The organism is Pseudomonas sp. 13B_3.2_Bac1, from assembly GCF_025466205.1.
Taxonomy (GTDB): Bacteria; Pseudomonadota; Gammaproteobacteria; order Pseudomonadales; family Pseudomonadaceae; genus Aquipseudomonas; species Aquipseudomonas fluorescens_H.
Genome location: NZ_JANLOG010000159.1, coordinates 1 through 5325, shown reverse-complemented (window position 1 = coordinate 5325; position 5325 = coordinate 1). Strand labels below are relative to the sequence as shown.

The following is a 5325-nucleotide window of genomic DNA, read 5'->3' as shown; positions in this document are numbered from 1 at the left end:
GATATCGACTGATAGATTGAATTCGCGAGCAAGCCCGCTCCCACAGGGGTGGGGTGTTAATCCATCAGGCCCCAATCGCCTGATGTAGTGGGCGCGGGTGCCGGACCCGCCTCGGCATGCAGTTTCAGGCGCAGGCGCAGGTTGTTCTGCGAATCCGCATGCTTGAGCGCTTCGTCTTCGCTGATCACGCCCTCCACCACCAGCCCGTAAAGCGCCGCGTCGAAGGTCTGCATGCCGACCTCGCCTGACTTTTCCATGATGCCCTTGAGTTCGCCCAATTCGTTGCGGCGGATCAGGTCGGCGATGGTGGGCGTGCCGAGCATCACTTCGACCGCCGCCCGGCGCTGGCCGTCCACAGTGCGCACCAGCCGTTGCGAGACAAACGCCTTGAGATTGTTGCCCAGCGCGTGCAGCAACTGCGGGCGGCGCTCTTCGGGGAACAGATTGACGATACGGTCCAGCGCCTGATTGGCGTTGTGCGCATGCAACGTCGACAGCACCAGGTGCCCGGTGTCGGCGAATGTCAGCGCATGTTCCATGGTCTCGCGGTCGCGGATTTCGCCGATCAGCACCACGTCCGGGGCCTGACGCAGAGTGTTTTTCAGCGCTGCATGGAAACTGCGGGTATCGACGCCGACTTCGCGTTGATTGATGATCGAGCGCTGGTGTCGATGGATATACTCCACCGGGTCTTCAATGGTGATGATGTGCCCGCTGCTGTGGCGGTTGCGGTGATCGATCAGCGCTGCCAGCGAAGTGGACTTGCCGGAGTCGGTGGCACCGACGAACAGGATCAGCCCCTGCTTTAGCATCACCGTTTCCAGCAGTACCGGCGGCAGTTTGAGGTCTTCGAAGCGCGGGATATCGAGTTTGACGTTGCGGATCACGATCGACACGTCATTGCGTTGCTTGAAGACGTTCACCCGAAAACGCCCGATACCGGTACGGGAAATCGCCAGGTTCATTTCCAGATCCCGATCGAACTCGCGCCGCTGCTCGGCGTCCATCAAGGAGTTGGCGATGGCCTCGACCTCACCGGGCTTGAACGGCCGCTCGCTGAACGGCGTCAGCACGCCATCGATGCGCGCACTGGGTGGCGCTCCCGTGGACAGGAACAGGTCAGAGCCGTGCTGGCTCGACAGACGGAGCAACAGTGCATCGATTTCCATGGCAAATAGCACCCGCGAAGCATTCAATGAACAGAAATGACCCGCTGTCGTGACGTGACGGGTCATACAGCGTCTACCGCAAGTGCAAGAATAGTAGATGCCAACGCACTGACCGACGCTCAGGATAGATGTGATGAACGCAGCACCCTCCCCCGATGACGCCCAAGCCCTGATCGCCCGTACCGACTGGAGCCGCACTCCGTTGGGCGCTTCTGGCACCTGGCCGCAAAGCCTGCGCACCGCGGTGGACATCGTGATTCACTCGCCGATGCCGATGCTGCTGTTGTGGGGGCCGCAGCTCACGCAGATCTACAACAATGGCTTTGCGATGCTCGCCGGCAGCAAGCATCCGCACGCTTTCGGACAGCCTGCACACCTGATATGGCCAGAACTTCAGGACTTTACCGACCCGATTTATCGAGCCGTCCTACAAGGCCAGGTGCGCACCTACAGCGAACGCCGATTTACCCTGCAACGCGAAGGCATAGAGTCTGACTTCTGGCTGGACCTGACCTACAGTCCGATCCGCGATGAAAATGCGCAAGTGGCGGGGATTCTGGTAACGGCCATCGAAACCAACGAACGCCGGCGCATCGCCCTCGAACTGCAACGCCGCTCCGAAGAAAGCCTCAAGGCCCAGCGCGACACTGAAGAACGCCTGCAACTGGCCTTGGCGGCCACCGATGCGGTCGGCACCTGGGACTGGGACATCGGCGAAGATCGTTTCATCGCCGACGCGCATTTCGCCCAGTTGCACGGCATCGATCCGGCGCTGGCCAGCCAATTGCCGATCAGCGACTACCTGCAAGGCGTGCATCCCGAAGACCGCGCCTTGATCGCCCGCAGCATCAAGCATTGCATCACCCACGGCACCGAGTACGCCGAGGAATATCGCCTGCTGAAAGCCGACGGCGAACTGCGCTGGGTGTTTGCCCGCGGCCGCTGTTACAAGGATCACCACGGACGACCGGTGCGCTTTCTCGGCGCTGCGCTGGACCTGACCGAGCGCAAGCACACCGAACAGGCGCTGCGTCAGAGCCAGACGGAATTGCAGCTGATCATCAATGCAATGCCGATCCTCATCAGCTATGTCGACCACGAAGAACGCTTCCGTCTGAACAACGCCGCCTATCTGGACTGGTACGGCCTCACGCCGCAGGAACTGTATGGGCGCACCATTCGCGAGGTGATCGGCGAAGAGGCCTACTTTCTGCGCGCGCCATACATTGCCGAGGCGCTGGCCGGGCGGCCCTGTTCATTCAGCCTGTACACCCCGCACCGTGACGGCAGCAGCCGTCACGCGCTGATGAACTACCTGCCGCGCCACGGTGCCGATGGCGCGGTCAACGGTTTCTACATTTTTGTGATCGACGAAAGCGAACGGAAAAAGACCGAAGAAGCGCTGCGCAATCTCAATGAAACCCTCGAGGAACGGGTCAGCGCCCGCACCGAACAACTGGCCCAGGCCAATCAGCGCCTGCAAAACGAGATGTTCGAACGCGAGCGCGCCGAAGATGCATTGCGCCATGCGCAGAAAATGGAAGCGGTCGGTCAGCTCACCGGCGGTATCGCCCACGACTTCAACAACATGCTCACCGGAATCATCGGCAGCCTCGATCTGATGCAACGCTACATCGCCGACGGCCGCGCCCATGAAATCGGGCGTTTCACTGAAGCGGCGGTTTCGTCGGCCAACCGTGCAGCGGCGCTGACCCATCGCCTGTTGGCGTTCTCGCGCCGGCAGTCGCTGGACCGCAAAACCCTCAACGTCAATGAACTGATTCATTCGCTGGAAGATTTGATCCGCCGCACCAAGGGCGACCCGATCGGCCTCACCCTGCGCCTGGCCGACGATGTGTGGCCGATCAGCACCGACGTCAGCCAACTGGAAAACGCCCTGCTCAACCTGGTGATCAACGCCCGCGATGCGATGCCCGATGGTGGTGAGCTGCTGATCGAAACCGCTAACGTCTACCTCGACGGCAACGACATCACCACCCTCGAACCGGTCAAGGCCGGCGACTACCTGATGCTGGCGGTCAGCGACAACGGCACCGGCATGACCCCGTCGGTGCGCGCCAAGGCGTTCGATCCGTTCTTCACCACCAAACCGATCGGCCAAGGCACCGGGCTGGGACTGTCGATGATTTATGGTTTCGCTCAGCAATCGGGCGGCCATGTCAGCCTCGACAGCCTGCCGGATCACGGCACCTGCGTGCGCTTGTACCTGCCGCGCCTGAACCTGCTGGAGCCCGAACATCCGCTGGTGGAGCCGACCGGCGCTGCGCCAACCGCCACCTGTGGCGAAACCGTGGTGGTGGTTGAAGATGACCCGGCGGTGCGCATGCTGGTGCTCGATCTGCTCAAGGAGCTGGGCTACCTCGCCCACGAAGCCGCCGACGCCAGCGCCGCCCTGCCGCTGCTGGAATCGGAGCTGCGGGTCGATCTGCTGGTGACCGACGTCGGCCTGCCGGGGATGAACGGCCGGCAACTGGCGGAAATCGCCCGTCAGCATCGCCCGGGCCTGAAAGTGCTGTTCATGACCGGTTACGCGCAGAAAGCCGCCGAGCGTCAGGGCTTTCTCGAGGATGGCATGGACATGGTGGCCAAGCCGTTTTCGATTGAAGTGCTGGCGAACAAGATCCGCGAGATGATCAACCAAACGCCGTCACTTGAGGCATAATCCCGCGCCCCGCCGTCACCCCGTTACAGGTATCGCACGATGAAAGCCCAAGCCCGCCACATTCTGGTGAAAACCGCCGAAGAGGCCGAACAGCTCAAACAGCGTATCGCCAAGGGCGAAGCGTTTGATGTGCTGGCAAAAAAATACTCGACCTGCCCGTCCGGCAAACGCGGCGGTGATCTGGGTGAAGTGCGGCCAGGGCAGATGGTCGGTGCGATTGATGCGGTGATCTTCAAGAAGCCGCTGCGCACGGTGCACGGGCCGATCAAGAGCAAGTTCGGCTATCACCTGGTGCAGGTGTTTTTCCGCGACTGAAGGCTTTGCTTTCGGGCGTTTGTGGCGAGGGAGCTTGCTCCCGCTGGGTGGCGGAGCCGCCCCAATAAGGCTTGCGCCTGCTGCGCAGTCGAGCGGGAGCAAGCTCCCTCGCCACAAGAACACTCATTCTTTCGGAATCAACGCCCCCGGCACCTGAATCACCCGACTCGCCAGCCAATGCCCCGCCTCCGCCGCCTCGACCGGACTGCCCCCCAGCAACCGCCTCGCCAGATACGCTGCACTGAACGAGTCCCCTGCCGCCGTGGTATCCACAACTTTGGCGACCTTCTGCGCCGGCACTTCGAACGCCTCGCCCTCACAACGAATCAGGCACGCCTCAGCGCCACGCTTGAGCACCACTTCCGGCGTGCCGATCTGTGCGTAAGCCTCGAACACCGCGTCGCAATCGGCAAAATGGAACAGCGCCTGCTCGTCATCGACGGTCAGCAACGCCAGATCGACATGCGGCAACACGCTGCGATAGGCCGCCCGCGCCTCTTCCTGTGAAGACCACAGCCGCGGTCGATAGTTGTTGTCGAAGACGATCCGCGCATCGCGCTGCCGGGCTTCGATCAGGGTCTGGATCAAGCGTTCGCGGCCCTTCGCGCCTAACACCGCGAGGGTGATGCCGCTGAAATACAGCACGTCGTAGTCCGCCAGCGTCGCCAGAATCGGCTCGGCCGCTGGAGTGGTGAAGCAGTCGCGCACCGCCGCCTCATTGCGCCAGTAGAGGAAACGCCGTTCACCATTGGCATCGGTCTGGATGCAGTACAGGCCCGGCAGCCGACCGGGCAGACGCTGCACGAGATCCAGGCCAATGCCTTCATCGGTCCAGCTCTGGCACATGGCATCGCTGAAGCTGTCGTCGCCGAGTGCGGTGACGTAGTCGACCTGGGCTTTATCGCCGAGCGCGCGGGACAGGTACACCGCCGTGTTCAAGGTATCTCCGCCGAAGCTTTGCTGCAGGCTGCCGTCGGCACGGTGCTGGAGTTCGATCATGCACTCGCCGATCAGGGCGATGCGCGGGGTATTCGGGCCCAGGGGGCTGAGGCTGGTCATTGGGTAGCGTCTCTGCTGATTCGGTGGTGGTTGATCCGGCCTCTTCGCGAGCAAGCTCGCTCCCACAATTTGGAATGCATCCTCTTGTTTGAGGCTGCT

The 5325-nt window shown here is 62.1% G+C and carries 4 protein-coding genes; 2 read left to right on the top strand and 2 right to left on the bottom strand.

Features of this window, described 5'->3' with window-relative positions; all coding sequences use genetic code 11:
* Nucleotides 1-56: 56 nt before the first annotated feature.
* Nucleotides 57-1169 carry a PilT/PilU family type 4a pilus ATPase gene (locus NTD85_RS27645; protein ID WP_262143760.1) on the bottom strand — a complete coding sequence of 371 codons (1113 nt, stop codon included), beginning with the start codon at nucleotides 1167-1169 and terminating at the stop codon, nucleotides 57-59.
* A 133-nt stretch (nucleotides 1170-1302) separates the two neighbouring features.
* Here NTD85_RS27645 and NTD85_RS27640 point away from each other — a divergent pair, with 133 nt between their 5' ends.
* Together NTD85_RS27640 and NTD85_RS27635 are read left to right on the top strand one after the other, a co-directional pair.
* Nucleotides 1303-3852: a PAS domain-containing protein gene (locus tag NTD85_RS27640; RefSeq protein ID WP_262143759.1), complete on the top strand. Its 2550-nt coding sequence runs from the start codon at nucleotides 1303-1305 to the stop codon at nucleotides 3850-3852.
* A 39-nt stretch (nucleotides 3853-3891) separates the two neighbouring features.
* Nucleotides 3892-4167 (top strand): peptidylprolyl isomerase, encoded by a 276-nt coding sequence (locus tag NTD85_RS27635; protein WP_003225447.1) that lies wholly within the window; start codon nucleotides 3892-3894, stop codon nucleotides 4165-4167.
* 123 nt (nucleotides 4168-4290) lie between these two features.
* Here NTD85_RS27635 and NTD85_RS27630 read toward each other — a convergent pair whose 3' ends face one another.
* Nucleotides 4291-5226, bottom strand: a complete 936-nt coding sequence (locus NTD85_RS27630; RefSeq protein ID WP_262143758.1) for a sugar kinase — start codon at nucleotides 5224-5226, stop codon at nucleotides 4291-4293.
* Nucleotides 5227-5325 lie beyond the last annotated feature (99 nt).

What these genes read in the sequence shown, in the direction of transcription:
- NTD85_RS27640 (WP_262143759.1), top strand. Translation starts at nt 1,303, where the DNA reads ATGAACGCAGCACCCTCCCCCGATGACGCCCAAGCCCTGATCGCCCGT.
- NTD85_RS27645 (WP_262143760.1), bottom strand. Translation starts at nt 1,169, where the DNA reads ATGGAAATCGATGCACTGTTGCTCCGTCTGTCGAGCCAGCACGGCTCT.
- NTD85_RS27635 (WP_003225447.1), top strand. Translation starts at nt 3,892, where the DNA reads ATGAAAGCCCAAGCCCGCCACATTCTGGTGAAAACCGCCGAAGAGGCC.
- NTD85_RS27630 (WP_262143758.1), bottom strand. Translation starts at nt 5,226, where the DNA reads ATGACCAGCCTCAGCCCCCTGGGCCCGAATACCCCGCGCATCGCCCTG.